The 24990-nt window shown below is 65.3% G+C and carries 21 protein-coding genes and 1 other RNA gene; all 22 read left to right on the forward strand.

Translation table 11 applies throughout. The features are described from left to right. The first annotated feature begins 68 nt into the window (after positions 1-68). Positions 69-767, forward strand: a complete 699-nt coding sequence (locus tag AC1DV8_RS05355; protein WP_477149017.1) for a TerB family tellurite resistance protein — start codon at positions 69-71, stop codon at positions 765-767. 45 nt (positions 768-812) lie between these two features. Then, positions 813-1196: RNase P RNA component class A (rnpB, locus tag AC1DV8_RS05360), an RNA gene on the forward strand. A gap of 124 nt (positions 1197-1320) precedes the next feature. Next, positions 1321-1746: a hypothetical protein gene (locus AC1DV8_RS05365; protein WP_477149018.1), complete on the forward strand. Its 426-nt coding sequence runs from the start codon at positions 1321-1323 to the stop codon at positions 1744-1746. Between the two features lie 4 nt (positions 1747-1750). After that, positions 1751-2014 carry a helix-turn-helix transcriptional regulator gene (locus AC1DV8_RS05370; RefSeq protein ID WP_477156734.1) on the forward strand — a complete coding sequence of 88 codons (264 nt, stop codon included), beginning with the start codon at positions 1751-1753 and terminating at the stop codon, positions 2012-2014. Positions 2015-2095: 81 nt separating this feature from the next. Further along, complete coding sequence (rsmH, locus tag AC1DV8_RS05375; RefSeq protein WP_477149020.1) at positions 2096-3082, forward strand: 16S rRNA (cytosine(1402)-N(4))-methyltransferase RsmH; 987 nt, start codon at positions 2096-2098, stop codon at positions 3080-3082. After that, positions 3079-3453 (forward strand): cell division protein FtsL, encoded by a 375-nt coding sequence (ftsL, locus tag AC1DV8_RS05380; protein WP_477149021.1) that lies wholly within the window; start codon positions 3079-3081, stop codon positions 3451-3453. The genes rsmH and ftsL overlap by 4 nt, the downstream gene beginning before the upstream one ends. Then, positions 3454-5184: a peptidoglycan D,D-transpeptidase FtsI family protein gene (locus AC1DV8_RS05385; RefSeq protein WP_477149022.1), complete on the forward strand. Its 1731-nt coding sequence runs from the start codon at positions 3454-3456 to the stop codon at positions 5182-5184. Beyond that, positions 5162-6649, forward strand: coding sequence for a UDP-N-acetylmuramoyl-L-alanyl-D-glutamate--2,6-diaminopimelate ligase (locus tag AC1DV8_RS05390; RefSeq protein WP_477156735.1), 1488 nt, complete (start codon positions 5162-5164; stop codon positions 6647-6649). The genes AC1DV8_RS05385 and AC1DV8_RS05390 overlap by 23 nt, the downstream gene beginning before the upstream one ends. 5 nt (positions 6650-6654) lie before the next feature. Then, positions 6655-8079 (forward strand): UDP-N-acetylmuramoyl-tripeptide--D-alanyl-D-alanine ligase, encoded by a 1425-nt coding sequence (locus AC1DV8_RS05395; protein ID WP_477156736.1) that lies wholly within the window; start codon positions 6655-6657, stop codon positions 8077-8079. Between the two features lie 23 nt (positions 8080-8102). After that, on the forward strand, positions 8103-9188 hold the full coding sequence (mraY, locus tag AC1DV8_RS05400; RefSeq protein ID WP_477149025.1) for a phospho-N-acetylmuramoyl-pentapeptide-transferase: 1086 nt from the start codon (positions 8103-8105) through the stop codon (positions 9186-9188). A gap of 114 nt (positions 9189-9302) precedes the next feature. Next, positions 9303-10463: an FtsW/RodA/SpoVE family cell cycle protein gene (locus tag AC1DV8_RS05405; RefSeq protein WP_477149026.1), complete on the forward strand. Its 1161-nt coding sequence runs from the start codon at positions 9303-9305 to the stop codon at positions 10461-10463. A gap of 14 nt (positions 10464-10477) precedes the next feature. Further along, positions 10478-11563, forward strand: coding sequence for an undecaprenyldiphospho-muramoylpentapeptide beta-N-acetylglucosaminyltransferase (murG, locus tag AC1DV8_RS05410; RefSeq protein WP_477149027.1), 1086 nt, complete (start codon positions 10478-10480; stop codon positions 11561-11563). Then, the gene (gene murC / locus AC1DV8_RS05415; RefSeq protein WP_477149028.1) at positions 11560-12984 is read left to right on the forward strand and encodes a UDP-N-acetylmuramate--L-alanine ligase; all 1425 of its coding nucleotides are present in this window, start codon (positions 11560-11562) and stop codon (positions 12982-12984) included. The genes murG and murC overlap by 4 nt, the downstream gene beginning before the upstream one ends. Continuing rightward, positions 12981-13973, forward strand: coding sequence for a UDP-N-acetylmuramate dehydrogenase (gene murB / locus AC1DV8_RS05420; RefSeq protein ID WP_477149029.1), 993 nt, complete (start codon positions 12981-12983; stop codon positions 13971-13973). Before murC ends, murB begins: the two co-directional genes overlap by 4 nt. Further along, positions 13973-14893, forward strand: a complete 921-nt coding sequence (locus AC1DV8_RS05425) for a D-alanine--D-alanine ligase (protein WP_477149030.1) — start codon at positions 13973-13975, stop codon at positions 14891-14893. Before murB ends, AC1DV8_RS05425 begins: the two co-directional genes overlap by 1 nt. A gap of 56 nt (positions 14894-14949) precedes the next feature. Then, positions 14950-15843, forward strand: coding sequence for a cell division protein FtsQ/DivIB (locus tag AC1DV8_RS05430; protein ID WP_477149031.1), 894 nt, complete (start codon positions 14950-14952; stop codon positions 15841-15843). A 4-nt stretch (positions 15844-15847) separates the two neighbouring features. Beyond that, positions 15848-17161 (forward strand): cell division protein FtsA, encoded by a 1314-nt coding sequence (gene ftsA / locus AC1DV8_RS05435; RefSeq protein WP_477149032.1) that lies wholly within the window; start codon positions 15848-15850, stop codon positions 17159-17161. Between the two features lie 182 nt (positions 17162-17343). Beyond that, entirely contained in the window at positions 17344-18990 is a 1647-nt protein-coding gene (gene ftsZ, locus AC1DV8_RS05440; RefSeq protein WP_477149033.1) for a cell division protein FtsZ, read from the forward strand. 108 nt (positions 18991-19098) lie between these two features. Beyond that, positions 19099-20055 (forward strand): UDP-3-O-acyl-N-acetylglucosamine deacetylase, encoded by a 957-nt coding sequence (gene lpxC, locus AC1DV8_RS05445; RefSeq protein ID WP_477149034.1) that lies wholly within the window; start codon positions 19099-19101, stop codon positions 20053-20055. Positions 20056-20138: 83 nt separating this feature from the next. Beyond that, a complete protein-coding gene (locus tag AC1DV8_RS05450) occupies positions 20139-20978 on the forward strand; it encodes an outer membrane protein assembly factor BamD (RefSeq protein ID WP_477149035.1) in 840 nt (279 codons plus the stop codon). A 106-nt stretch (positions 20979-21084) separates the two neighbouring features. After that, complete coding sequence (recN, locus tag AC1DV8_RS05455; RefSeq protein ID WP_477156737.1) at positions 21085-22755, forward strand: DNA repair protein RecN; 1671 nt, start codon at positions 21085-21087, stop codon at positions 22753-22755. After that, entirely contained in the window at positions 22752-24968 is a 2217-nt protein-coding gene (gene ligA / locus AC1DV8_RS05460) for an NAD-dependent DNA ligase LigA (protein WP_477156738.1), read from the forward strand. The genes recN and ligA overlap by 4 nt, the downstream gene beginning before the upstream one ends. Positions 24969-24990: the final 22 nt, after the last annotated feature.

Raw genomic sequence — 24990 nt, forward strand, 5'->3', positions numbered from 1 at the left:
CCGCCGCATGTCTCACGGCTATTATTTTCCCGTTCGGCCGCTATTGTGCGCCGAGATCGGAGAGGCATATGTCGGTCTGGCAGCGTCTTAGCGCCTTCGTAGGGTCGGCTTCGGAGCGGACCGGTATCGTCGGCTCATTCATCAACGCGCTCGATCCCGACACCTGGCTGCCGGGCGGGCGCGACGCCGCGTTCACGCTGGCGCTGATCGCGCTGTCGGCCAAGATGGCGGTGTCGGATGGCGTGGTGACGGCCTCGGAACTGCGCGCGTTCCAGCGCACCGTCGAGATTCCGTCAGGCATCGAGCAGCAGGTCGACAAGCTCTTCAAGCTCGCCCAGCAGGACGTCGCCGGCTACGAGGCCTATGCCAGGAAGGTCCGCCGCTTCTTCATCGACAGCCCTGACACGCTCGAGCATGTGCTCGACAGCCTGTTCTTCATCGCCTCGGCCGACGGGCTGATCCACGAGGCCGAGCTCGATTACCTGAAGAATGTCAGCGACATCTTCGGCTTCGACGATGCGCGCTTCGAGCAGCTGACCTCGCAGCACGTGCTGTTCGATCGCGGCGCCGACCCCTATGTCGTCCTCGGTCTCGCGCCGAGCGCCGAGCGGGACGAGGTGAAGCGGGTCTATCGACTCCTCGTCGCGGAACATCATCCCGATCGGCTGATCGCCAAGGGCGTGCCCGAGGAAATGATCGACATGGCGACCGCCCGCATGGCGGCGATCAACAACGCCTACAACCAGATCATGAAGCGCGCCGCCTGACTGCGCGCTTGACGGGGCCTTGCCCCACCCCCCATATGCGCCTCGCCAGTTGACCGGGTGGCCGCTCCTGTTTCCGTGGGAGAGGAAAGTCCGGGCTCCATCGAAATACGGTGACGGCTAACGGCCGCCGGGGGCGACCCCAGGGAAAGTGCCACAGAAAGCAAACCGCCCACGCCTCGGCATGGGTAAGGATGAAAGGGTGCGGTAAGAGCGCACCGCGGACCTGGCAACAGGGACGGCACGGCAAACCCCACCGGGAGCAAGACCAAATAGGGATGACGCGGGGTTCGCCCCAGCCGGTTTTCGAGGCCTGTCATCCGGGTTGGTTGCATAAGGCCGGCAGTAATGCCGGTCAAAGATGAATGGTCACCACGTCAGCGCCGTGAGGCGCCGGCCCTACAGAACCCGGCTTATAGGTCAACTGGCACTTGCCCCTCTACATGGCGCTGATCGGACCGGTGTCCGCTATTTGCGACGTTATGTATGAAAAACTTGACACAATGTCAGGTTCGCATTACATAGGCATCACCGTTGTAACAAGCCGGAGGCCGAGATGAGCTACAAGGAATGGGAAGCCGTGGTGAATATCCTCGGGGCCGTCGTTATCGGCGCCTGGGTGATCTTCGAGGCGGTGACCGACCCCGCTACATCGATCGCCGAGGTGGCCGCCCGGTTGCTCTGGGCCATCCTGTTTGTGGTGCTGTTCAACATCGCGGCGATGATCCTCATGACCATCCTTGTCTCCATCGCCCGGCGGGAGGAGTTCAAGGACGAGCGGGCGGATGAGCGGGACAAAGCAGTCGGCCTGAAGGGCATGCGGAACGCGTACGTTGTCGCTTCGGCCATCGGGGCCCTGAGCCTGTTTCCGCTGGCTTGGGGCTATGAACCGGCCGTCGCGGTTTATGTCCTGTTCGTCGGTTTGATGCTGGCGGGCGTGGTCGATGCCGCTTCCCGGCTCGTCTACTACCGGATCGGCTGACGCCATGGGCAAGGGACAGCCCCAGATCGCCAACACCATCCGCGCGCTGCGCTTCAACGCTGGCGAGATGACCCAGGCTGCATTAGCGGAGAAGGTCGGCGTCACCCGCCAGACCATCGTCGCGATCGAGCAGGGGCGCTATTCGCCGTCGCTCGAAGTGGCCTTCCGCATCGCCCGGGCCTTTGGCGCGCCGCTTGAGCAGGTGTTCCAGTACGAGGGCGGCGACAACTCGCCGCCGCCGCGGCGGATAAGCTCAACAGAATCTTAATCCGAACTCGGCAAAGTGCGCCGATACCCCTTTGGGTTTATTGTGCGTGCCGGCCTTGCCGGAGTGGAGTTCGGGCGGAAGATGAGCAAGCCGAAGGGCAGCGAGCAGCAGGCGCCACATGTGCCGGTGCTGCTGGCCGAGGTGCTCGAAGCGCTGCAGCCGCTGGAGGGTGCCCGCATCCTCGACGGCACGTTCGGAGCAGGGGGCTATTCCCGCGCCCTGCTCGAAGCTGGCGCCTCCGTCGTCGCACTCGATCGTGACCCCTCAGTGCTCCCGCACGTCGAAGCGCTGAACGCCGATTTCCCGAGTCGATTCAAGTTCATCGCCGGCACCTTTTCCAATCTGGATGAACTCGCCGGCGGCCCGGTGGACGGTGTGGTGCTCGATATCGGCGTCTCGTCGATGCAGCTCGATCAGGCCGAGCGCGGCTTCTCGTTCATGCAGGAAGGCCCGCTCGATATGCGGATGTCCTCCGATGGAGAATCCGCCGCCGATCTGGTGAACACCCTCGAGGAGGCCGACCTCGCCAACCTGCTGTTTGCCTTCGGCGAGGAGCGCAAGTCGCGCCGCATCGCCAGTGCCGTTGTTGCCGCGCGCGCCACCGCGCCGATTTCGACCACGACGCAGCTCGCCCGGCTCATCGAAAAGACCATCGGCCGCAAGCCCGGCGACGCGCATCCCGCCACTCGCAGTTTCCAGGCGCTCCGCATCGCGGTGAACGGGGAGTTCGACCAACTGGTCGAGGGTCTGTTCGCCAGCGAGCGGCTGCTGACCGAAGGCGGCCGGCTTGCCGTCGTCACCTTCCATTCGCTGGAAGATCGCATCGTCAAGCGCTTCTTCGATCCCGAGAAGGGCGCGCCGACACAGTCGCGGCACTTGCCGCAGGTGGTGCTCGAGGCGCCGCGCTGGGCACGGGCCGGCAAGGCGCAGAAGGCGTCTTCCGCCGAGATCGCCCGTAACCCCCGCTCTCGCTCGGCAACGCTGCGCTCGGGCAGCCGTACTGCTGCGCCGGCGCGGACGGTGAGCTACGCCGGGCTAGGCGTGCCGATGTCTCGAGGTGCCGCATGATCAAGATGCTCAACGCAGTGATGGTCTGCACCAGCCTTGTGGGGCTGGTCGGGGTCTACGCGCTGAAATATTCCGTCGAGGACATCGCCAGCGCCAAGGTTGCGCTGGAGCGCAAGATCGAGCGCCAGGAGGGCGATCTCAGTCTGCTGAACGCCGATTGGTCCTACCTGAACCAGCCGGCGCACGTCGCTCCGATCGTCGCCCGCCACCAGGAAGCGCTGGCGCTGATCCCGACCAATCAGGAACAGTTCGGCCGGATGGACAATCTGCCGATGCGGCCCGCCGCTCCCGACACGCAGGCGCTCGATGCGCTGCTCTCCTCACTCGATGCGGGCATCGACCCGATCGAACAGCTGATCGAGGCCAACTAGATGGCGATCATCACCGAAGGCGCCGAGACCATCTCGCTCGACGGCGGGCGGAAGGCGCGCGGCAATCTCACCAAGGCCCGCATCCGCTGGGTCATCGTGGCGCTGGTGCTGGTCTTCGGCACGGTCGGCGGCCGACTGATCCAGCTCGGCGCCACCGTCACCGACTCGACCATCGAAGGCGTGGCCCGCGATGTCATCACCGCCAGCCGCCCGGCCATCCTCGACCGTAATGGCCTAGAGATGGCCGTCGATATCCGTGTGCCGTCGCTGTTTGCCGAGCCGCGCCGTATCATCGACGTCGAAGAGGCGGTGCAGAAGCTGCGCACCGTACTCCCCGACCTCAACGAGGACTGGCTGCGCAAGCGCCTCACCGGCGACAAGGGGTTCGTGTGGGTGAAGCGCGAGCTCACTCCGGCGATCGAAGAGAAGATCTTCCAGCTCGGCATCCCGGGCATCGAGTTCGTCACCGAGAGCAAGCGCTTCTACCCTTCGGGGCAGGAGGCGTCGCACATCCTGGGTGCCGTCAACATCGACAACCAGGGCACCATGGGCATCGAAAAGCACATGGACGACGACAGCCTCGCAATGCTGCAGTCGATCGGCCTCGCTCGCGGCAACGAGCTGGCGCCGGTGAACCTGTCGATCGACCTGCGCGTGCAGCACGTGATGTACGAGCAGTTGCAGGATGCGCTGGTCCGCTACAAGGCCGTCGCCGCGGCGGGTGTGATGCTGGACGTCAAAACCGGCGAGGTCGTCGCACTGGCGTCGTTGCCGGATTTCGACCCGAACAACCCGTCGACCCTGTTCCAGGACTATAACGGGGTGAAGAACGACCGCTTCAACCGCATCACCTCCGGCATCTACGAGCTCGGCTCGACCTTCAAGACCATCACCCTGGCTGGCGCCCTCGACAGCGGCAAGGTGAAGATCACCGATCAGTTCGATGCCCGCTTCGGTGTGCGCTTCGGCCGCTTCACCATCGACGATTTCCACGGCAAGCACCGGATCCTGACGCTGCCGGAAGTCTACAAATACTCGTCCAACATCGGCACCATCAAGATCATGCAGCAGCTGGGCAAGGACGACTTCCGTGCCTTTCTGAGCAAGATCGGCATGGATAAGCCGGTGCCGTTCGAGCTGCCGGAAATGCGCAAGCCCAAGGTGCCGGAGAAGTTCTCCGAAATCGTCGCCGCGACCTCGAGCTTCGGCCACGGCCTCTCCGTGTCGCCGCTGCACATGGCGCGCGCGGTCGCCGCTTTCGTCAACGACGGCAACATGGTGCCGCCAACGATCTACAAGCGCACAGAGGCAGAGGCCCGCCAGCTCTACGAGCGCGTGATCTCGCCCCATACCAGCGCCGAGGTCCGCTACCTGATGCGCCTCAACGCCATCGGCGCGGGCGGCTCGGGCTCGCGCATGAACAAGATTGCCAATGGCTATCGGGTTGGCGGCAAGACGGGCACCGCCGAAAAGGTGGTCAACGGCCGTTATACCTCCAACGTCAACTTCAACGCCTTCGCCTCGGCCTTTCCCCTCGACAACCCGCGCTACGCGATGGTGATCGTGGTCGATGAGCCGCACGCGGAAAACGCCCAGAGCGGCGTCACCGCAGGCTGGAATGCTGGTGAAGTCACCGGCCGCATTGTACAGCGGGCTGCACCGATGCTTGGAATCAGCCCAGACTTCAGCGAAATGTTGGATACGAACCTTGTCCCAGTCGAACTTCGCTGAAGTCCTAGAAGAAGGCGTGGACGTGCCCTTCGCGCTCGCAGACCTGCTCAAGGGGGCCGGTGCCCCCTCTATTCCGCCGCTTGAAGTTGAAGGCATCAACGCCGACAGCCGGGCGATCGTCCCGGGCGAGGCGTTCTTCGCGCTGCCCGGAACACGCGTACATGGCGATGGCTTTGCGGCGCAGGCCGTGGGGCGGGGCGCCAGCGTGATGATCAGTGACCGGCAGCCGGATGCCGATCCCGGTATCCCCGTTGTGCTGGTCGACGATGTGCGCGCCGCCTACGCCCAGGCCGCAGCGCGACAGTTCGCGCCGCAACCGGAAATCTCGGTTGCTGTTACCGGCACCAACGGCAAATCCTCGATCGTCTCGTTCGTGCGCCAGATCTGGACGGCCTGCGGCATCGAGGCGGCCAGCCTCGGCACGGTCGGCGTCGAAACCAAGGCCGGCATCCGGCCGCGTGAACTCACCACCTCGGACCCGCTGTCGCTGCATCGGGATCTCGGCGAGCTGCGCGCCGAAGGTATTGGCCACGTCGCCATGGAGGCCTCCAGCCAGGGCCTCGACCAGCGGCGCGTCGACGGCATCCGTTTCAACGCGGTAGCCTTCACCAATCTCAGCCGCGACCATCTCGACTATCACCGCGACATGGACACCTACCGTAACGCCAAGCTCCGCCTGTTCACCGACCTGATCGCCGAAGGCGGCGCGGCGGTGGTCAACGTCGACGACCCCGAGCACACGCCGTTCCTGTTCGCCGCGCTCGATCGCGGGGCCACGCTGATGACCGTCGGCAAGGAGGGCGCCTTCCTCGAGATCACCGAGATCAAGAACGAGGGTTACGGCCAGCGCGTCATCGGCCGCATGGTCGGCGAGCCGGTGAGCTTCTATCTGCCGCTGACCGGCGCCTTCCAGGTCAACAATGCCGCCGTAGCGCTCGCACTCGCCATCGCCACCGGTGCGCCGGCCGATCGGGCGGTGAAAGCGCTGGAAAGTCTCAAGGGCGCCAAGGGCCGGCTGGAACTCGTCGCCGAGCATAACGGCGCCGCCATCTTCGTCGACTATTCGCACAAGCCCGTGGCGCTGGAGACGGCGTTGGAGTCACTCCGCCCATATGCCAAGTCGAAGCTCCGCCTCGTCTTTGGGGCCGGCGGTGATCGCGACAAGGGTAAGCGCCCGATCATGGGCGACGTCGCCCACCGCCTCGCCGACGACGTGATCATCACCGACGACAACCCGCGCACCGAAGACGCGGCTACCGTCCGCTCCGAGATACTGGCGGCGGCGCCCAATGCCCTCGAGGTCGGCGATCGCCGCCGGGCCATCGAGACTGCCATTGGCCGTCTGCAGCCCGGCGACGTGCTGCTGATTGCCGGCAAGGGCCATGAGGACTATCAGATCATCGGCACCACCAAGCACCATTTCTCCGACCACGAAGTGGTGCTGGAGACGCTGAAAGGACTCTAGCGCCGATGCGACCGCTCTGGACCGTCGCCGAGGTCGTCAAAGCCACCGGCGGCCGGCCCGAGGGCCTGTCGGACGGCCCGATCTCCTCGATCTCCATCGATTCCCGCGAAATCGCCCCGGAAGCGCTGTTCGTCGCGATCCGCGGCGATACCCATGACGGGCACGATTTCGTCGGCAAGGCGCTGGAAGCCGGCGCCACCGCGGCGCTGGTCTCCGAAGCCTACCACGCCGCTCACGGCGGCAAGAATCTGATCGTCGTGCTCGATACGCTGAAGGCGCTGGAGCAACTCGGCATCGCCGCGCGCGCCCGCAACCGTGGCCAGATCATCGCCGTCACCGGCAGCGCCGGCAAGACCACCACCAAGGAAGCGATCCGCACCGTACTCGCCGCCTCGGGCGAGACGCACTACTCGATCAAGAGCTTCAACAACCACTGGGGCGTGCCGCTGATGCTGGCGCGCATGCCGCGCGAAGCGCAGTTCGGCGTGTTCGAGATCGGCATGAACCACCCGGGCGAGATCACGCCGCTGGTGAAGCTGGTTCGCCCGCACATCGCGGTAATCACCACCGTCGCCGCCGCGCATCTCGAGTTCTTCAACTCCGTTGGAGATATCGCCGTCGCCAAGGCGGAGATCTTCCTGGGGCTCGAGCCGGGGGGCACCGCAGTGCTCAACGCCGACCATGAGCACCTCCATATCCTCTTCGCCCATGCCCGCGCTGCCGGCGTGTCGCGGATCGTCACCTACGGCTTCGACGACAGCGCCGATTGGCATATCGGCCGGGTCGATAGCAGCGCCAGCGCGACGCTTGCGGAAGTGGACCATGCGGGCGAACGCTTCAATCTGCACCTCCAGGTGCCCGGTCGCCACATGGTGGCCAACGCGGTCGCCGCGCTCGCCGTGGCGCACCTCTCGGGCGAGGGGGCGCGCAAGGCGATCGCAGCCCTGGCCAAGTTCGGCGCGCCGGAGGGCAGGGGCCTGACCCTTCGCCTGGGGCCCGATGCCAAGCCGTTGCTGCTCGTCGATGAAAGCTACAACGCCAACGTCGCCTCGATGACTGCAGCCATGGAACTCTACGCCGGTGTCAGGGCGCCTGATGGCCGGAAGGTCCTGGTTCTCGGCGACATGCTGGAGATGGGGCCGCAGGGCCCGCAACTCCACGCCGGCCTCGCTAGCGCCGTGCTCAAGACCGGCGCCAAGCAGATTTTCCTCGTCGGCTCGGCGATGCGCGCGCTCGCCGATGAGTTGCGCCATCGCGCCGAGAGCGACCGCGATATCCCCGGTGTGACGCATATGCCAACCGCGGAGGAGATCACCGATACCGTTCTCTCCGCGCTTGCCTATGGCGACGCAGTTATGGTCAAAGGGTCGAAAGGCGTCCGGCTTGCACCGTTGGTGCAGAAGATCCGCGAGCGCTTCCAGAACGCCTAGGCGACGGGTGGGACACCGACAGGATGCTGTATTTCCTCGGGCAGTTGGGCGATAGCCTCGCCGCCTTCAATGTGTTCCGTTACATCACTTTCAGGACGGCGGGCGCGGTGATGACCGCGCTGTTCTTCGTGTTCCTGTTCGGCCCCGGCATGATTTCGGCGTTGCGCATCCGCCAGGGCAAGGGCCAGCCGATCCGCGAGGACGGCCCCGCCGGTCACCTGCTGACCAAGAAGGGCACGCCCACGATGGGCGGATTGATGATCCTGTCGGCGACAGTGATCTCGATCTTGCTCTGGTCGAACCTCTCCAACGGCTATGTCTGGGTGGTGCTCGGCGTCACGGTTTCGTTCGGCGCCATCGGCCTTTACGACGATTACCTCAAGGTAAAGCGCATGTCGCATGCCGGCTTCTCCGGCCGGCAGCGGCTGATCCTCGAAGCCATCATCGGCGCCGTGGCCTGCTACTTCATCTCCGTTCTCGGCGATCCCGCTACCTCGACCTCGCTGTTCTTCCCGTTCGTAAAGGGTCTCGCGGTCAACCTCGGCTGGTTCTTCGTCCTCTTCGGCGCCTTCGTCGTCGTTGCCGCCGGCAACTCGGTGAACCTCACCGACGGGCTCGATGGCCTTGCCATCGTCCCGGTGATGGTCGCCGCCGCCTGCTTCGGCCTTATCGCCTATCTCGTCGGCTCGGCCACCTTCTCGGAATACCTGTTCCTCAATCCGGTGCCCGGAACCGCCGAACTCTCGGTAGTCTGCGGCGCCCTGATCGGCGCCGGCCTCGGCTTCCTCTGGTTCAACGCCCCGCCTGCCCAGATCTTCATGGGCGATACCGGCTCACTTGCCCTTGGCGGTGCGCTCGGCACCATTGCGGTCGCCACCAAGCACGAGATCGTCCTCGCCATCATCGGTGGCCTGTTCGTCCTCGAAGCCGTCTCCGTGATCGTCCAGGTGGTCTCGTTCAAGCTCACCGGCAAGCGAGTCTTCAAGATGGCCCCGATCCACCACCATTTCGAAATGATGGGCTGGACCGAAAGCCAGGTCGTGATCCGCTTCTGGATCATCAGCTTCGTGCTGGCGCTGATCGGGCTGAGCTCGCTGAAGCTGCGCTAGCCGCTCCGACTCGCAAAACGCGAATCCGTTCCGAACTTGGTAACCAAGCCGACGCTACAATTTGCATCTAGTTGTGCGTACGGGAGGCTGTCCGGGTGAGGGCGGCGTCGGGACATGTTTTCACGCGAGCGTAAGACCCCCATCGCCGAGTGGTGGTGGACGATCGACAAGTCATTGCTTGCGGGATTGATCCTGCTCCTGCTGGTCGGCGTGCTGCTGAGCTTCGCAGCGAGCCCGCCGGTGGCCGAGCGCCTCGGCCTCGGTCCGTGGCATTTCATCATCCGTCAGGCGATCTTTGCGGCGCTTGCCGTTCCGGTGATGATCGCGACATCGCTGCTGCCGCATCGCGCGGCGCGGATCGCCGCGCTCGGTGTGCTGGTGGTTTCGATCATCCTCCTCTGGCTGACGCTAAAGTTCGGCGTCGAGGTCAAGGGCGCCAAGCGCTGGGTGTCGGTTGCTGGCAATACCGTGCAGCCGTCCGAATTCGTGAAGCCGGCCTTTGCGGTCATCGGGGCATGGCTGTTCTCGGAGAGCATGAAGCGGCCCGGCGTGCCGGCGCGCCTCATGGCGACCGGCGTGATGCTGACGATCGTCGCGGGCCTGCTGCTGCAGCCCGATATCGGGCAGACGGCTCTGATCCTCGCCACCTGGGGCGTGCTGCTCTTCCTCTCCGGCATTTCATGGTTCGTGATCTTCGGGCTGGGCGCCGCGGGGGTGGGGCTGCTATTCGCCGCCTACATGTTCTTCCCGCATTTCGCCAAGCGTATCGACAGCTTCGTCAATCCCGAGGGCGGCAACACCTACCAGGTCGACAAGGCGCTGAACTCGCTGCTCGAGGGCGGCTGGTTCGGCCGCGGCCCGGGTGAATCGCTGGCAAAGAAAGTGATCCCCGACGCCCATGCCGACTACGTGTTCTCGGCCGCCGCCGGCGAGTTCGGCATCCTGTTCTGCCTCGGCCTCGTGACGCTGATCGGCTTCATCGTGGTCAAGGCGCTGATCGGGGCGCAGCAGCAGTCGAGCCTGTTCGCGCGCCTCGCCGCATCGACCCTCGCCATCCAGTTCGGGCTGCAGTGCTCGATCAACCTGGCGGTGAACCTCAACCTCATTCCGCCCAAGGGCATGACGCTGCCGTTCGTCTCGTATGGCGGCACCTCGATGCTCGCCATCGCCTTCGCCATGGGCCTGATGCTCGCTTTCACCCGCAAGAAGCCGGAGGAGCGCCTCGCAACCGGGCTTCCCGTCTATCGTAGCGGAGTGCTATCCCCCGCCGAATGAGCAGATTCATCCTTATGGCAGGCGGTACGGGAGGCCATCTCTTCCCGGCAATGGCGCTGGCGCAGGAGTTGCGCCGGCGTGGTCACGACATCCAGTTGATGACCGACCATCGCGTCGCGAGCTACGGCAGCGACTTTCCGGCCAGCGCCACCCATATCGTGCCGTCGGCGACCCCATCGGTCGGCAACCCGATCCGCTTTGTCAGCGCCGGCGTGACCATTCTTGGCGGCATCGCCGTCGCCTTCGGCAAGTTTGGCAGCGTCAAGCCGGATGCGGTGATCGGCTTCGGCGGCTATCCGGTGTTCCCACCGTTCGTTGCGGCCAACCTGCGCGGCATCCCCGGGATACTGCATGAGCAGAATTCGGTAATGGGTCGTGCCAACCGGGCACTGGCGAAGATGGCGCGGGTGATTGCCCTGAGCTTCGCCCGCACGGCGAAGGCCGAGGCGTTCGCCGACAAGACCATCCTCGTGGGCAACCCGCTGCGCGACCGTGTCCGTGCGGTGGTCAAGGTGCCGTATCCCGAACTCGAACCCGGCGGCGCCATTCGCCTCCTGGTGTTTGGCGGCAGCCAAGGCGCTCGCATTTTCGCCGATCTGGTGCCCCCGGCCATCGCCGAACTGCCGCAGGAATTGCGCTCGCGGCTGCGCATCGTGCAGCAGTGCCGAGCCGAAGACCTGGATCGCGTGGCCGAGACCTATCGGCAGGCCAAGGTGAATGTCGAGCTCGCGGCGTTCTTCGATGACCTGCCGGAGCGGATGGCCGCGTCGCATCTCGTCATCTCGCGCTCCGGCGCCTCGACCATCGCCGAACTCACGGCAATCGGCCGGCCGGCGATCCTGGTGCCGCTGCCGGGTGCGATCGATGCCGACCAGAAGAACAATGCGCTGGTGATGGAGGCCGCGGGCGGCGGCTGGATCGCCGAGCAGGCCACGCTTACGCCACTATCGCTTGGCACTCGCTTGGCCTCACTTCTCGGTGATCCCGGCGTGTTGGAGCGGGCTGCAGCAGCCGCCAAATCGCTGGGTCAGCCCGACGCCGTCACCAAGCTCGCCGACGCGGCAGAACGCCTCGTGGCCAAGGGGAAACAACCACAATGAAGATGCCGCGCAACATCGGACCGGTGCACTTCGTCGGCATCGGCGGCATCGGCATGAGCGGCATCGCCGAGATCCTGCACAACCAGGGCTACAAGGTCCGTGGTTCTGACAGCGCCGAGAACCCCAACGTCCAGCGCCTCAGGAAGATGGGCATCGAGGTCGAGGTCGGCCAGAGGGCCGAGAACCTCAAGGACGCGGCTGTCGTCGTCATCTCGTCGGCGATCAAGAAGGGCAATCCGGAGCTTGCAGCCGCTCGCGCCCGCGGCCTGCCGGTGGTGCGCCGGGCCGAAATGCTCGCCGAGATCATGCGATTCAAGAACGCCATCGCCATTGGCGGCACGCATGGCAAGACCACCACCACGACGCTGGTCGCGACGCTTCTCGACGCCGGAAATCTCGATCCAACTGTCATCAACGGCGGCATCATCAACGCCTACGGCACCAATGCCCGTCTCGGCGACGGCGAGTGGATGGTGGTCGAGGCCGACGAGAGCGACGGCACCTTCGTCAAGCTGCCGGCCGACGTCGCCATCGTCACCAATATCGATCCAGAGCATCTCGACTATTACGGCGATTTCTCCGGGGTGCAGCAGGCCTTCCTCAACTTCGTCGAGAACGTGCCGTTCTACGGCTTTGCCGTGATGTGCATCGACCACCCCGAGGTGCAGGCGCTGATCGGACAGATTCGCGATCGCCGCGTCATCACCTATGGCCGCAACCCGCAGGCCGATGTGCGGCTGGTCGACCTCGAGATCAGGGACGGCATCAGCCACTTCGCCGTCGAGATCCGCGATCGCATCCGCATGACGCATCTGCGCATCGAGGGCCTCGAGCTGCCGATGCCGGGCGAGCACAACGCGCTCAACGCCACGGCGGCCATCGCCGTGGCCGATCAGCTCAAGGTGCCGGCCGAAGCGATCCGCAAGGGCCTCAAGGGTTTCTCCGGCGTCAAGCGCCGCTTCACCCGCACCGGCGTCGTCGGCGGCATCACCGTGATCGATGACTACGGTCATCACCCTGTCGAGATCGCCGCCGTGCTGAAGGCAGCCCGACAGTCGACCCGCCGCGATGTCATCGCCGTGGTGCAGCCGCACCGCTATTCGCGCGTCCACGACCTGTTCAACGATTTCGCCACCTGCTTCAACGACGCTGACACGGTCATCGTCGCGCCGATCTACGCCGCCGGCGAAACGCCGATCGAGGGTGTAACGCACGAGGAGCTGGTGCAGCGCATCCGCGCCCGCGGCCATCGCGACGCCCGCGTCATCGACCGCCCTGAGGCGCTGGCCCCTCTGATTGCGTCGCGCGCTGCCGAGGGCGACTATGTCGTCTGCCTCGGCGCCGGCAACATCACGCAGTGGGCGGCCTCGCTGCCCGCCGAACTTGGCGCGCTGATCGGCAAGGAGCCCGAGCTGCCATGAACGTTCACGTTCCCCAGTGGCCTGACCTGATCCCGACACTCGGCAGTTGGACCTCCGAAGTCCGCGGCCAGCTCATCGCCAACCAGCCGCTCGATGAAATGACGACGCTGAGGGTAGGGGGACCGGCGCAACTGTTCTTCCGCCCGGTCGACGAAGAGGACCTGGCGTTTTTCCTCAAGCGCCTGCCGGCTGAAATCCGCGTCACGGTGGTTGGGCTCGGCTCGAACCTCCTGATCCGCGAAGGCGGCCTGGACGGTGTGGTGATCCGGTTGCCGGCCAAGGGGTTCGGCGCCATCGACATTCTCGACGGCCACCGCGTTCGCGCCGGCGCTGCTGTCCCCGACGTGAAGGTTGCCACGGCCTCGGCCGAGGCTGGGATCGACGGGTTGTGGTTCTATCGCGGCATTCCCGGCGGCATTGGCGGCGCGCTCTACATGAATGCCGGCTGCTACGGCACCGAGACGCGCGCCCGCATGGTCGAGCTGCGCGCGGTAACCCGGCAGGGCGACATCGTCACGCTTACCAATGCCGACATGGGCTATCTCTACCGCAAGTCGAACGGGCCGCGCGGCGCTGTGTTCACCTCGGCGATCTACCAGGGGTTTCCGGGCGATCCCGAGAAGATCCTCACCGAGATGCGCACCGTCACCGAGCGGCGCGAAAGCACGCAGCCGACCCGCGCCAAGACCGCTGGCTCCACCTTCAAGAATCCCGAGGGACACTCGAGCTGGAAGGTGATCGACGAGGCCGGCGGCCGCGGCTTCACCTTCGGCCGCGCCCAGATGAGCGAGATGCACTCCAACTTCCTCATCAACATGGGCGAAGCGGATGCGTTCGAGGTCGAGACGGTTGGCGAGACCATCCGCCAGAAGGTGCGCGACAAGCACGGCATCGAGCTCAAGTGGGAAGTCCGCCGCATGGGCCATTTCCTGCCCGGCCGCGAAGTGCGTGAGTTCATGGACGGCGAACCGTTCACGGGAGCCGTCTAATGACCAAGCACGTCGCCGTCCTGATGGGCGGCATTTCGAACGAGCGACCGGTGTCGATCGCCTCGGGCACCGGGTGCGCCCAGGCGCTGCGCAATGGCGGCTACCAGGTCACCGAAGTCGACGTCGGCTACGACATCGCCGAGGTCCTGCGCGAGCTGAAGCCCGACGTCGCGTTCAACGCGCTGCACGGCCGTTACGGCGAGGATGGTACGATCCAGGGCGTGCTCGAGTTCCTGCGCATCCCCTATACCCATTCGGGCGTGCTGGCCTCGGCGCTGGCCATGGACAAGCACCAGGCCAAGATCATGTTCAAGGCGGCCGGCATTCCTGTCACCGACCACACCATCGCCAACCGTGCTGAGGTTGCCCGCGCCCACGTCATGGCGCCGCCCTATGTGGTCAAGCCGATCGCCGATGGCTCGAGCTTCGGCGTGTTCATCGTCAAGGCGGACCAGTCGCACCCGCCCCAGGAACTGTTGCGCGAGGATTGGAACTCCGGCGAAGACGTAATGGTGGAGCGCTACATTCCCGGCCGGGAGCTGACCTGCGCCGTGATGGGCGATGTCGCACTCGGGGTCACCGAGATCGTCACCGACCTCAGCTTCTACAATTACGAGGCAAAGTACGCCCACGGCGGCTCGCGCCACGTCATTCCGGCTGAAATTCAACCGAAAATTTACGACAAAGTGCAGAAGATGGCGCTTAAGGCGCATGCTGCGCTTGGGTGCCGGGGCGTGTCGCGGAGCGACTTCCGCTACAACGACCAGGCAGGGCCGGACGGCGAGCTCGTCTGCCTCGAAATCAACACCCAACCAGGCATGACCGAAACGTCGCTGGTTCCCGAACAGGCCCGCTTTGCCGGCCACTCGTTCGAGGATCTGGTTGCCTGGATGGTGGAGGATGCGAGTTGCAACAGGTAGGGGCAAAGGGTTTCGCCAACGCCCAACCCGTCGATCCTCGTCACCTTCCAGTCCCGATGTCCCGTTCCGGCCGGCGTGCCCTAGTCAAGGCCAGCCACGTCTGGGTGCTGCACAAGCAGTTGATCGTCCGCGGCATCGGCGCACTGTTGGCGCTGCTGTTCATCGTCGGTGTGTTCGAGGCGCGTGACGCGATCGGGTCGGCCGGCGTCACTGTCTATCGCTTCGTCCAGGGTGAGTTCGCCCAGGCCGGCTTCGGCATCGACGCCATCGAGATCACCGGCCAGACGCTGACCGATGATAAAGACATCATCACGCTCCTCACCGTCGGCACCGGTAATTCGACGCTGACCTTCGATGCCCAGAAGGCGCAGGCCCGGCTCGAGTGGCTGCGCGCCGTACAGTCCGCCACGGTGCGGAAGGTCTATCCGAACCGCGTCATCGTCTCGATCGTCGAGAAGGTGCCCGTGGCGCGCTGGCGTGTCGGCGACACCACGTGGCTGATCGACGATGCCGGCAAGAAGATCGGCACCGATATCAGCTCCTACACCGATCTGCCGCTGGTGATCGGGGAGGGCGCCGCCGACGATGCGGTCGCCATGGTTCGCGTGCTGGCGCGCCACGCAAAGCTCGAGGAGCAGCTCGCTGCTCTCAGCCGTATCGGCGACCGCCGCTGGGACCTGATCTATCGCAACGGCCTGCGCGTGCAACTGCCGGAAAGCGGCGTGGCGCAGGCTCTCAGCCGGCTGGAAATGTACCAGGCCGACTACGCGCTGCTCGATCGCGACGTGACGCTGATCGACCTGCGCGTGCCGGGCATCGTGACGTTGAAGCCGGGTGAACTCGCAGCCGCCGAGATCGCTGCGAACAGGAAGAACAACAAGCATACGGTCAAGGGTTCGTCGGATTACGAGACCCCGGCCGAACGCAAAGCCGAAGCCGGGGCACAGTAAGACCATGATGACCGATGCACTGACCGCGCGCCTCAAGCCGGTACAGCCGGGCCGCACCTCGCTGGTGACGGTGCTCGATATCGGCTCGACCAAGATCTGCTGCGTCATTGCCCGCCTGGTGCCGCGCGCCGAAGGCAAGTCGCTACGGGGCCGCACCCACAATGTCGAAGTCATCGGCTTCGGCTATGGCCCGTCCTCAGGCATCAAGAGCGGCGTCATCTCCGACCTCGACAAGGCCGAGCAGGCCGTCCGTACCGTCGTCGGCATTGCCGAGCGGGCGGCCGGCGTCACCGTGCAGTCGGTCATCGTCAACGTCACCGCGGGCCGTCTTGGCTCCGAGACGTTTTCGGCCGGCGTCAACCTCGGTGGCCAGGAAGTCGAGCGGGCGGATATCCAGCGTGTGCTGCGCGCCGTCAACGACCGTTCCGTTCGTCCGGAGCGCTCGATCGTCCATGCGCTGCCTATCGGGTACACGCTCGACGGCCAGAAAGGCATCAAGGATCCCAAGAACATGGTCGGCGAAAAGCTGTCGATCGATGTCGCGGTGGTCTCGGCTGAAACCCTCGCCATGCGCAACATCGAGCTGGTGCTGCATCGCTGCCATCTGCAGATCGAAGCGCTGATGGCGACTCCCTACGCGTCGGGCCTTGCCACGCTGGTCGACGACGAAAGCTCTCTGGGCGTCGCCTGCATCGACTTCGGCGGCGCCACCACCACCGTATCGGTGTTCGCTGAAGGCCAGCTCGTCTATGCCGACGCCATCGCCATCGGCGGGCATCACCTGACCCTCGACATCGCCCGCCACCTGTCGGTCGGAATCGCCGATGCAGAGCGGCTGAAGACCATGTATGGCTCGGTGCTGCCCGGCCAGGCCGACGAGCGCGACATGATCGCCATCACCCCGGTGGGCGCCACTCGCGACGAAGCGCCGGGGCAGATTCCCCGCTCGCACATCACCCGCATCATCCGTCCGCGCATCGAGGAAGTCCTTACCGCCATCAAGGACCGCATGCAGGCCACCGGCATGATGGACATCTGCGGCCGGCGATTCGTTCTCACCGGCGGCGCCAGCGAACTCACCGGCCTGCCTGAAGTGGCGCGTCGGGTGCTCGCCCGCAACGTCCGCAACGGTCGCCCGATGGGCATTTCCGGCCTGCCCGAAATGGCCAAGGGCCCTGCATTCGCTACGGTTGCGGGCATGCTCATCTACCCGCAGGTCTGCGCCCAGGAATACGTCGAGCCGCACCGCTCGGTCCGCCTGACGGGCACGGATGGCTACTTCGCCCGCGTCGGCAGTTGGCTGCGCACCAGCTTCTGAGTCTCTGCCGAGTTGCACCCTGAGGCCCGGCCGGCCTCAACTTCATGCTTAACGTAACGTAACCAAGCCGTTAGGCCGGCTTGCAAATTGCCATCACGTTAACGGTTTTGAGGGCATTGTTAGGGTCTGATTAACGAATTGGCGACTAATACTGGTCTCACACGCCACGCATGGGGCCATTCATGACCATCAACCTCACCATCCCGGACATTCAAGAATTGAAGCCGCGCATCACCGTTTTCGGTGTCGGCGGGGCTGGCGGCAACGCGGTCAATAACATGATCGCGTCGGGCCTTTCCGGAGTGGACTTCGTCTGCGCCAACACCGACGCACAGGCCCTGGCGCTTTCGAGTGCGCAGCGGATCATCCAACTGGGCGTCTCGGTTACCGAGGGTCTCGGTGCCGGTTCCCACCCGGAGGTGGGTAGGGCAGCGGCCGAAGAAAGCTACGACGAGATCAACGATCACCTCAGCGGCGCCCACATGGTGTTCATCACCGCAGGCATGGGTGGCGGCACCGGCACCGGTGCAGCCCCAGTGGTGGCGCGTGCGGCGCGCGAGCAGGGCATCCTGACTGTCGGCGTGGTGACCAAGCCCTTCCAGTTCGAAGGCAACCGGCGCTCGCGCCTTGCCGAGGACGGCATCGATGAGCTGCACCGGCATGTCGATACGCTGATCGTCATCCCGAACCAGAACCTCTTCCGCGTTGCCAACGAGAAGACCACCTTCGCCGACGCGTTCAAGATGGCGGACCAGGTGCTCTACTCCGGCGTCGCCTGCATCACCGACCTGATGGTCAAGGAAGGCCTGATCAACCTCGACTTCGCCGACGTCCGCGCCGTAATGCGCGGCATGGGCAAGGCGATGATGGGTACGGGCGAAGCTTCCGGCGAGGATCGTGCACGGCATGCTGCCGAGGCGGCGATCGCCAACCCGCTGCTCGATGACGTGTCGATGCAGGGTGCCCGTGGCCTCCTGATCTCGATCACTGGCGGTCCGGATCTCACCCTCTACGAAGTCGACGAGGCGGCCAGCCGCATCCGCGAGGAAGTCGACGCCGACGCCAACATCATCCTCGGCGCCACCTTCGACCCCGACATGAGCGGCACGATCCGCGTGGCAGTCGTTGCTACCGGCACCGACGCAACGATGGTGCAGGCGCTCGAGCCGATGAAAGCCAACCCGGCGCGCGTGCCGCTGCAGGCTGCGGTGATGCGCCAGGCAATGCCGGAACGCACGGTCGTGGCGGAAGCCCAGCCGGAGCCGGAATTTGAGTCGCAGGTAGAGCAGGCGGTGGCCGAGGCCATTTCCTACGCCGAGCCGACTTACCAGGACTATCAGGAAGACGACGGCATCACGGTCGAGCCGTACATTCCGCAGGCGACGCACACTCATCTCGAAGAGGCTCCGCGACTCATCGAGGCGCCGATTCCCAGCGCTTATGTGCCCTCCAGCGCCGAACGTCCCGACGGACAGCGCCGGATGCCGCGTACCGAGGAGCTTCCGGCTGTTGCAAGGCGGTCACTGAACGAGCAAGAAAAGCAGGAAACGGAACCGCGCAACGCGCGCGCCCTGTTCAAGCGTCTGGCCTCGAATGTCGGCATTAGCCTTAAGTCGAACGAGCCGGCGCGGGCCGAGCCGACGGTCGAGCAGAGTGCTGACGATGCGGCTGCACGCAGCGCCATCGAAGCCGGAGGCGCCCGGAATGCGCGGGTTTCCGGTGGTGCGGAGGGCGCTCGCGGCAACCTGGACCAGCATGGTCGGGCACCGGCCCAGCCGGCCCAGAAAGAGCACATCGAAATCCCCGCCTTCCTCCGTAAACACGGCTGATAGCCGTAGGGGAAAGGCCCAGTACACGCCCCCGGCGCGGCTTCCGCGTCGGGTTTTTATTGTCTATGACTGCTCCCGGTTTACGTTGGGGCATGGAGTCCTAAGAGCATGCAGAAACTTTCGGCGCGGCAGCGGACTTTGGCGGAAGCGCTAGAGTTCAGCGGCTTCGGCGTCCACTCCGGCGCTCCCGTCACGCTCACCATCGAGCCCGCACTTCCCGATAGTGGCTATACGATCACCCGCCTGCTCGATGACGGTCGCCGCGTCGGTCCCGTGCCGGTGCACTTCTCGCGGGTCACCCGCACCACGCTCTGCACCACTCTCGATCTCGGCGACAGCGTCTCCGTCGCCACCGTCGAGCATGTTATTTCCGCCCTCTCGGGCATGGGCGTCGACAATGCCCACCTGATCCTCACCGGCGCCGAGTGCCCGATCCTCGATGGCAGCGCAGCGCCGTTCGTGCGGGGCATCCAGGAAGTGGGCCTGATGGTCCAGCCGGCGCCGCGCCGCTACATCAAGATCATGCGCCAGGTGCTGGTGCGCAACAACGAGGCCTCTGCAGCGCTCGAGCCATACAATGGCCGGATGCTCGACCTCGAGATCGATTTCGACAGCCGCGTCATCGGCCGCCAGCGGATGATCTTCGACTGGACGCCGCGCAAGTACTACGAGGACGTGTCGCGCGCCCGCACCTTCGGCTTCGTCCGCGACGCCAAGATTCTCCGCCAGGCCGGTTACGCGCTCGGCTCCTCGATGGAAAATTCGATCACCGTGCACGAAGATCGGATTCTCAATCCAGGTGGCCTGCGCTACGAGGACGAGTTCGTCCGCCACAAGCTGCTCGACGCCATCGGCGACCTCGCGCTCTGCGGCCTGCCGATCTATGGCCGGTTCCGTTCCTACAAGGGCGGTCACGCCCTGAACGCCCTGGTTCTGCACGGGCTCTTCGCCAGCGAGGCCAACTACGAGATCGTCACTGCCGACCAGCTGCCGGCAGCCTTCGACGCGCTCGACGACATGCCGGAAGGACTCAATGTGCAGTCCTATCTGCGTTCGGTCGGTTGATCGGCCAGCGCCACAGTTTTGATCTTTTTTGTCAGTAGTTCGCCTGCCAGTTTCAGGTGATGCGTTAAGGGATGGGGCAGGTCGTGACGATCTCTCAGCATGCAGGTTTTTCGAGCCGGTTCTCACGCTTCGTGCTGATGGGCTGCGTTGTGGTGCTGCTCGCCGGTTGCAACCTGTTTGGCCAGCCCAAGATCAAGGAAGAAGCGATCATCCCGCCCGAGACCCTGTACCAGCAGGCCCTCGACGAGATGGAGAAGCAGCGCTACGTCACCGCCGTCGCCACGCTTGAAAAGCTCGAGCGCCAGCATCCGTTCTCGGAGTTCAACGAGAAGGCGAAGCTGATGGAGGTCTACGGCAACTATCGCATCGGCAAGTTCGAGGAAGCGATTCTCGCCGCCGACCGCTACATGGCGCTCTACCCGACCTCCAAGGAAATGCCCTACGTCCTCTACCTGAAGGGCAACTCGTACTTCGGGCAGATCAAGGACATCACGCGCGATCAGCAGATCTCGAAGGATGCCATCGAGACCTACAGCCTGATCATCGCAAACTATCCGGACAGCAAGTACGCCAAGGACGCGCAGGACAAGATGGTTGTCGGCGTCGACCAGATCGCTGGCAAGGAAATGTCGGTCGGCCGCTACTATCTCGGCAACGGCAATTACCCGGCCGCGATCAACCGCTTCCGCGTGGTCGCCGAGCAGTTCCAGACCTCGACCCACATCGAAGAGGCGCTGTTCCGCCTGACCGAAGCCAACCTGGCGCTCGGCCTCGTTTCCGAGGCGCAGACTGCCGCGGCCGTGCTCGGTCACAACTATCCGCAGAGCAGCTGGTACAAGCAGGCGTTCGATCTGCTCGCCAAGCAGGGCGTCACGCCGCAGATCAACGCCAATAGCAGCCTCGCGCAGTTGAAGAAGAGCTAAGCGGGCAACAATTTCGTTGCCTGTTTGTTCCCCTTTGAGCTAGGCTGCACGGCGCAAGTTTGTTCGGCCCCGTTCGGCCGGTCGACCACCGAGGGGCCACTCCCGAATGCTCAATGCGCTTTCGGTTCGAAACATCGTCCTGATCGACCAGCTCGATCTCACGCTCGAAGACGGCCTCACCGCACTTACCGGTGAGACCGGCGCCGGCAAGTCCATCCTGCTCGACGCACTGACGCTGGCTCTTGGCGGCCGCGGCGATGCTTCGCTAGTTCGTACGGGGGCCGAGAGCGGGCAGGTGGTGGCGGTGCTGCAGCTGCCGCGCAACCACCCGGCTCGCGAAGCGCTGCGCGAGAATGCCATCGCCGACGACGAGGACATCATCCTCCGCCGCGTCCAGCTGGCCGACGGCCGCACCCGCGCCTTCATCAACGACCAGCCGGTCTCCGCCGGGCTGCTACAGGCGGTCGGTAAGCTAATCGTCGAAATCCACGGCCAGCACGACGACCGCGCGCTGATCGACGTCGCGACTCACCGGTCCGCGCTCGATGCCTTCGGTGGCCACGAAACCCTCGCCAGCGCCGTCTGGAGCACCTACGAGGCGCTAATCGAGGCCGAGGCGGCCGTAGCCGGCCAGCGCGCCGTGATCGCCGAGGCGATGGCGCGCGAGGAATATGCCCGCCACGTCGTCACCGAGCTCGGCGAGATGCATCTGGAATCGGGCGAGGAGGAAGTCCTCGCCGAGCGCCGCCAGCGTCTGATGACACTGGAGAAGGCCGCCGAAGAGGTCCGCGACGCCGATGAGATCCTCAACGGCCCGACCGCGCCCGGGCCGGTGCTCGCCGGGCTGATGCGGCGTCTGGTGCGCAAGGCGGATGCCGGCGCGGCGGTATTCCAGCCGATCGTCGAGGCACTCGACACGGCCCTCGTGTCGCTCGATGCCACCTCGGATGCGCTCGAGCTGCTGAAGCGCGACATGGCGTTCGATCCGGCCGATCTCGAAAAGGTCGAGGAACGGCTGTTCGCGCTGCGTGCTGCCGCCCGCAAGCACCACACCACCTGCGACGGGCTGGGCGAGATACTCGCCAAGTACCAGAACGATCTCGACATGCTGCAGAGCGGGGAGACGTCGCTGAAGGCGCTGGAAGTCGCCGCCGAGGCTGCCCGCAGCGCCTATGCCGCCGCGGCAACCGCCCTCAGCAAGGCGCGCGAGAAGGCGTCTGCGGCCCTCACCAAGGCCGTGGAGGCCGAACTGCCTGACCTCAAGCTCGGCGCCGCCAAGTTCATCGTCGACCGCCAGGTCGATCCCGCGCGCGTCGCTGCCTCCGGCCACGACCAGATCGCCTTCCATGTGCAGACCAACCCCGGCACCCAGGCCGGCCCGATCCTGAAAGTGGCGTCGGGCGGCGAACTCAGCCGGTTCCTGCTCGCGCTCAAAGTGGTGCTGGCCGATCGCGGCTCGGCGCCGGTGCTGATCTTTGACGAAATCGACACGGGTGTCGGCGGTGCGGTGGCCGATGCCATCGGCCGCCGGCTGGCGCGACTCGCTGGCAAGGTGCAGGTGCTCACCGTCACCCATGCGCCGCAGGTTGCGGCGCGGGCACAGAGCCACCTGTTGATCGAGAAGCAGGCGATCGAGGAGGGGGCGTTCGTTCGCACCCACGTGCGTCGCCTCGACGGCAAGGCGCGGCAGGAAGAGGTGGCGCGCATGCTGGCCGGCGCCAAGGTCACCGACGAGGCGCGCGCCGCGGCCGGGAAGTTGATTTCGGAGGTATCGTGAGCGAGGCGGAACGTGAGATCGAGAGCTTCTCCGAGGCGGAGGCCAAGGCGGAGCTCGACCGGCTGCACGAGCTGCTGAGCGAGGCCGACCGGGCCTATTTCGAGAACGACGCCCCCGAGATCACCGATGCCGAATACGACGGGCTGAAGCGCCGCTACCAGGCGTTCGAGATCGCCTTCCCACAGCTCAAGCGGCCGGACAGCCTCAGCGACAAGGTCGCCGGCGCGCCGGTCGAGGGTTTCAGCAAGGTCCGGCACGCCGTGCCGATGCTCAGCCTCGCCAAGGCCTATACCGACGAGGACGTGGTCGATTTCATCGAGCGCGGCCGCCGCTTCTTTGAGCGCGACAAGGACCTGAAGCTGGTCTTCACCGCCGAGCCCAAGATCGATGGGCTTTCGGCTTCGCTGCGCTATGAGAACGGCGTGTTCGTCCAGGGCGCCACGCGCGGCGACGGCGCTGTGGGCGAAGACATCACCGCCAATCTCCGGACCATCAAGGACATTCCGCACAAGCTCAAAGGCTCGGGCTGGCCCGCGAGTATCGAAATCCGCGGCGAGGTCTACATGACCATGGCGGAGTTCGAGGCGCTTAAGGCGCGCTCTGCTGCCGTCGGCGGGCAGGAATACGTCAATCCCCGCAACACCGCGGCCGGCTCGCTTCGCCAGAAGGATCCGTCGATCACCGCTAGCCGCAACCTCAAGTTCTTCGCCTACGCTTGGGGAGCGACGACCGCCGAGCCGGCGCCGACGCAATATGAGGCGGTGCAGAAGTTCGGCGAATGGGGCTTTGCGATCAGCCCGCTGATGGTGCGCGCCAGTTCGATCGACGAACTGGTCGCCCAATACAGGAAGATCGAGGAACTCCGCTCCTCGCTCGGCTACGACATCGACGGCGTGGTCTACAAGGTCGACAACCTCGAGCTGCAGCGTCGCTGGGGCTTTTCGAGCGGCGAGCCGCGCTGGGCCGTGGCCCACAAGTTCGCGGCCGAACAGGCCTTCACCACCGTCCGTGCCATCGACATCCAGGTCGGCCGCACCGGCACCCTGGCGCCGGTAGCACGGCTTGCGCCGGTGGGCGTCGGCGGCGTGGTGGTGGAGAACGTTACCCTCCACAACGAGGACTACATCGCCGGCATCGACTCGACCGGCGCGCCGATCCGCGGCGACGAGCCGATCGACGTGCGCATCGGCGACACGGTGGTGATCCAGCGCGCCGGCGACGTCATCCCGCAGATCGTCCGCGTAGTGCTGGAGAAACGCCCCGCCGACGCGGTGCCCTACGAGTTCCCGCACGTCTGCCCGGTCTGTGGCTCGCCCGCGACGCGCGAACTCAACGAGAAGACCGGCAAGGAAGACTCGCGTCGCCGCTGCACCGGCGAGCTGATCTGCGCCGCCCAGGCGGTCGAGCGGCTGCGTCACTTCGTGTCGCGCGGCGCGATGGATATCGAGGGGCTGGGCGCCGAGAACATCGACCTGTTCTTCAATTCCGGCCTCGTCAAAACCGCTGCCGACATCTTCACGCTGCGCGATCGCCGCCCGGAAGTGCAGCAGGCTTTTGCCGCACGGCGTGACGAGCAGGCGCGGCTCAGAGAGGAAGCCTCGGGCAAGACCCGGAAGAACGTCCGCAGCGTCGAGGACCGCAGCTTCGAAGGCCTCGAGAAGCTGTTTGCCGCCATCGATGCGCGGCGCGAGCCCGAGCTCGATCGCTTCATTTTCGCCCTCGGCATCCGCCACATCGGCGAGACCACGGCGGCGGTGCTGGCCAAGACCTTCTCGACCATCGAGGAACTGATCCGCGTCGGCAAGGAAACGGCCGCTCACGCCGACGACCCGCACTCGGTGTTCCCGTCGGTCGACGGCATTGGCGACACCGTCATCGAGGCGCTGATCGATTTCTTCGGCAACGAGCGCAACGACGACGTACTGGATGCGCTGCTGCTGCAGGTGCACCCGAAGCCGTATGTCGTCACCGTCTCGGCCACCAGCGAGGTGGCGGGCAAGACCGTCGTCTTTACCGGCAGCCTCGAAAAGCTCACCCGCGGCGAAGCCAAGGCGATGGCCGAGCGGCTGGGCGCCAAGGTGGCTGGTTCGGTGTCGAAGAACACAGACATCCTGGTGGCCGGCCCCGGTGCCGGCTCCAAGCTCAAGGATGCCACGGCACTCGGCATCCTTGTTCTCGACGAAGATCAATGGCTTGAGTTGGCTGCCAAATAGCCCAACGCCCTGGAGGATCGGG

The organism is Devosia sp. P3_B2 (assembly GCF_056402875.1).

What these genes read in the sequence shown, in the direction of transcription:
- AC1DV8_RS05355 (WP_477149017.1), top strand. Translation starts at nt 69, where the DNA reads ATGTCGGTCTGGCAGCGTCTTAGCGCCTTCGTAGGGTCGGCTTCGGAG.
- AC1DV8_RS05365 (WP_477149018.1), top strand. Translation starts at nt 1,321, where the DNA reads ATGAGCTACAAGGAATGGGAAGCCGTGGTGAATATCCTCGGGGCCGTC.
- AC1DV8_RS05370 (WP_477156734.1), top strand. Translation starts at nt 1,751, where the DNA reads ATGGGCAAGGGACAGCCCCAGATCGCCAACACCATCCGCGCGCTGCGC.
- rsmH (WP_477149020.1), top strand. Translation starts at nt 2,096, where the DNA reads ATGAGCAAGCCGAAGGGCAGCGAGCAGCAGGCGCCACATGTGCCGGTG.
- ftsL (WP_477149021.1), top strand. Translation starts at nt 3,079, where the DNA reads ATGATCAAGATGCTCAACGCAGTGATGGTCTGCACCAGCCTTGTGGGG.
- AC1DV8_RS05385 (WP_477149022.1), top strand. Translation starts at nt 3,454, where the DNA reads ATGGCGATCATCACCGAAGGCGCCGAGACCATCTCGCTCGACGGCGGG.
- AC1DV8_RS05395 (WP_477156736.1), top strand. Translation starts at nt 6,655, where the DNA reads ATGCGACCGCTCTGGACCGTCGCCGAGGTCGTCAAAGCCACCGGCGGC.
- mraY (WP_477149025.1), top strand. Translation starts at nt 8,103, where the DNA reads ATGCTGTATTTCCTCGGGCAGTTGGGCGATAGCCTCGCCGCCTTCAAT.
- AC1DV8_RS05405 (WP_477149026.1), top strand. Translation starts at nt 9,303, where the DNA reads ATGTTTTCACGCGAGCGTAAGACCCCCATCGCCGAGTGGTGGTGGACG.
- murG (WP_477149027.1), top strand. Translation starts at nt 10,478, where the DNA reads ATGGCAGGCGGTACGGGAGGCCATCTCTTCCCGGCAATGGCGCTGGCG.
- murC (WP_477149028.1), top strand. Translation starts at nt 11,560, where the DNA reads ATGAAGATGCCGCGCAACATCGGACCGGTGCACTTCGTCGGCATCGGC.
- murB (WP_477149029.1), top strand. Translation starts at nt 12,981, where the DNA reads ATGAACGTTCACGTTCCCCAGTGGCCTGACCTGATCCCGACACTCGGC.
- AC1DV8_RS05425 (WP_477149030.1), top strand. Translation starts at nt 13,973, where the DNA reads ATGACCAAGCACGTCGCCGTCCTGATGGGCGGCATTTCGAACGAGCGA.
- AC1DV8_RS05430 (WP_477149031.1), top strand. Translation starts at nt 14,950, where the DNA reads ATGTCCCGTTCCGGCCGGCGTGCCCTAGTCAAGGCCAGCCACGTCTGG.
- ftsA (WP_477149032.1), top strand. Translation starts at nt 15,848, where the DNA reads ATGATGACCGATGCACTGACCGCGCGCCTCAAGCCGGTACAGCCGGGC.
- ftsZ (WP_477149033.1), top strand. Translation starts at nt 17,344, where the DNA reads ATGACCATCAACCTCACCATCCCGGACATTCAAGAATTGAAGCCGCGC.
- lpxC (WP_477149034.1), top strand. Translation starts at nt 19,099, where the DNA reads ATGCAGAAACTTTCGGCGCGGCAGCGGACTTTGGCGGAAGCGCTAGAG.
- recN (WP_477156737.1), top strand. Translation starts at nt 21,085, where the DNA reads ATGCTCAATGCGCTTTCGGTTCGAAACATCGTCCTGATCGACCAGCTC.